Raw genomic sequence first — 2,631 nt, forward strand, 5'->3', positions numbered from 1 at the left:
CCTCTTCGAAGGCGCGGGCCGTCGCCCGTACCCAAACGCTTCTCAAGGGCACCAACGGCATCGGTACGGTCCGCCGTACGGTGCTTCCCGGTGGTCTCCGTGTCGTCACCGAGACCCTGCCCTCCGTACGCTCCGCCACCTTCGGGATCTGGGTCAACGTCGGCTCGCGCGACGAGACCCCGACCCTGAACGGCGCGACCCACTACCTCGAACACCTCCTCTTCAAGGGCACCGGCACGCGCAGTGCCCTGGACATCTCCTCCGCGATCGACGCGGTCGGCGGCGAGATGAACGCCTTCACGGCGAAGGAGTACACCTGCTACTACGCGCGGGTCCTCGACACGGATCTGCCGCTCGCGATCGACGTCGTCTGCGACATGCTGACCGGCTCGCTGATCAACGCCGAGGACGTCGACGCCGAGCGCGGAGTCATCCTCGAAGAGATCGCGATGACCGAGGACGACCCGGGCGACTGCGTGCACGACCTGTTCGCGCACACGATGTTCGGCGACACCCCGCTCGGCCGCCCGGTCCTCGGCACCGTCGACACGATCAACGCGCTGGACCGCGGGCAGATCGCCCGCTTCTACAAGAAGCACTACGACCCCAGGCACCTGGTCGTCGCCGCCGCGGGCAACGTCGACCACGCCACGGTCGTACGCCAGGTCCGCAAGGCCTTCGACCGGGCCGGGGCGCTCTCGCGCACCGACGCCGAGCCGATGGCCCCGCGCGACGGCTCCCGCGTCCTGCGCACCGCCGGCAAGGTCGAGGTCGTGGGCCGCAAGACCGAGCAGGCGCACGTCGTCCTCGGGATGCCGGGCCTCGCACGCACCGACGAACGCCGCTGGGCGCTGGGCGTGCTCAACACCGCCCTCGGCGGCGGCATGAGCTCGCGCCTCTTCCAGGAGGTCCGCGAGAAGCGCGGTCTGGCCTACAGCGTGTACTCGTACACCTCGGGCTTCGCCGACTGCGGCCTCTTCGGCGTGTACGCGGGCTGCCGCCCGAGCCAGGTCCACGACGTCCTCAAGATCTGCCGGGACGAGCTCGACAAGGTCGCGGCCGACGGCCTGCCCGACGACGAGATCGCCCGGGCCATCGGGCAGCTCTCCGGGTCCACCGTCCTCGGCCTGGAGGACACCGGCGCCCTGATGAACCGCATCGGCAAGAGCGAGCTGTGCTGGGGCGAGCAGATGTCGGTCGACGCGATGCTGGCGGAGATCGCGGCGGTCACGCCCGACGACGTCCGCGCGGTCGCCGCCGAACTGCTCGGACAGCGCCCCTCGCTCTCGGTCATCGGCCCGCTCAAGGACAAGCAGGCGGACCGTCTCCACCACGCCGTGTCCTGAGCACAGCACGGCAAGGGCCGCCCTCACGGCCCGTACCCTCCCTTCGATCAAGGAAGCAGAGCACATGAGCAAGCTGCGTGTGGCCGTCATCGGCGCCAAGGGCCGCATCGGATCGGAAGCGGTACGGGCCGTCGAGGCCGCCGAGGACCTGGAGCTGGTGGCCGCCCTCGGCCGGGGCGACGCGCTGGAGGCCCTTGAAGAGGCCGGCGCCCAGGTCGTGGTGGAACTCACCAACCCCGACGCCGTGATGGACAACCTGGAGTTCTGCGTACGCAACGGCATCCACGCCGTCGTCGGCACCACGGGCTGGACCGACGAGCGCCTCGCACGGCTGAACGGCTGGCTGGAGGCGTCCCCGGGGACCGGTGTGCTCATCGCGCCGAACTTCTCCATCGGAGCCGTCCTCACCATGAAGTTCGCGCAGGCGGCGGCGGTCTGGTTCGAGTCGGTCGAGGTCATCGAGCTCCACCACCCGAACAAGGCCGACGCACCCTCCGGCACCGCGACCCGGACGGCTCAGCTCATCGCCGCAGCCCGCGCCGAGGCCAAGGTCGCGCCGCAGCCGGACGCCACCGCGACCGGGCTGGAAGGGGCCAGGGGTGCCGACGTGGACGGTGTCCCGGTGCACTCCGTACGGTTGCGCGGGCTCCTCGCGCACCAGGAGGTACTGCTCGGCGGTGAGGGCGAGACCCTCACCCTGCGCCACGACTCGCTGCACCACAGCAGCTTCATGCCCGGCATCCTGCTGGGGACCCGCCGCGTGGTCACCACTCCCGGCCTCACCTTCGGGCTGGAACACTTCCTCGATCTGAACTGACGGTCCCTGCCATGCGCGCAAAGATCTCGTACCTCGTCACCGCCGCCGTGCTGGTCTTCTACTTCGTCCTGGCCGGCAGCAGGGGGCTGCTCCTCATCCGGCACGGCACCCTGATCACCGTCACCTTCGGCGTGGCGGTGCTCATCCTGCCGGTGATCGGTGTCTGGTTCCTCTGGAAGAACACCCAGTTCGTGCGGAGGGCCAACGCGCTCGCCGCGGAGCTGGAGGCCGAGGGCGGGCTGCCGGTCGACGAACTCGTCCGGACCCCGTCCGGCCGGATCGACCGGGATTCCGCCGACGCCGTCTTCGCCCGCCGCCGGGAGGAGACCGAGGACGCGCCGGACGACTGGCGCTGCTGGTTCCGGCTGGCCGTCGCCTACCAGGACGCCCGCGACACGCCCAGGGCGCGCAAGGCGATGCAGCGCGCCATCGCCCTGCACGCACACAAGCCGGTACGCGCCGCCTGAG

3 protein-coding genes are annotated in these 2,631 nt (G+C 70.6%); all 3 read left to right on the forward strand.

Features of this window, described 5'->3' with window-relative positions; all coding sequences use genetic code 11:
• A partial coding sequence (locus ACFWEP_RS33940) for a M16 family metallopeptidase (RefSeq protein WP_387376050.1) occupies positions 1-1,346 on the forward strand: 1,346 nt, incomplete at its 5' end.
• Positions 1,347-1,410: 64 nt separating this feature from the next.
• Positions 1,411-2,163 (forward strand): 4-hydroxy-tetrahydrodipicolinate reductase, encoded by a 753-nt coding sequence (gene dapB, locus ACFWEP_RS33945; protein WP_387376051.1) that lies wholly within the window; start codon positions 1,411-1,413, stop codon positions 2,161-2,163.
• Positions 2,164-2,174: 11 nt separating this feature from the next.
• A complete protein-coding gene (locus ACFWEP_RS33950) occupies positions 2,175-2,630 on the forward strand; it encodes a hypothetical protein (RefSeq protein WP_387376053.1) in 456 nt (151 codons plus the stop codon).
• The last annotated feature ends 1 nt before the right edge of the window (position 2,631 follow it).

Source organism: Streptomyces sp. NPDC060198 (assembly GCF_042728415.1).
Taxonomy (GTDB): domain Bacteria; phylum Actinomycetota; class Actinomycetes; order Streptomycetales; family Streptomycetaceae; genus Streptomyces.

Coding starts and splice junctions, on each gene's coding strand:
- ACFWEP_RS33950 (WP_387376053.1), top strand. CDS start 2,175: ATGCGCGCAAAGATCTCGTACCTCGTCACCGCCGCCGTGCTGGTCTTC.
- dapB (WP_387376051.1), top strand. CDS start 1,411: ATGAGCAAGCTGCGTGTGGCCGTCATCGGCGCCAAGGGCCGCATCGGA.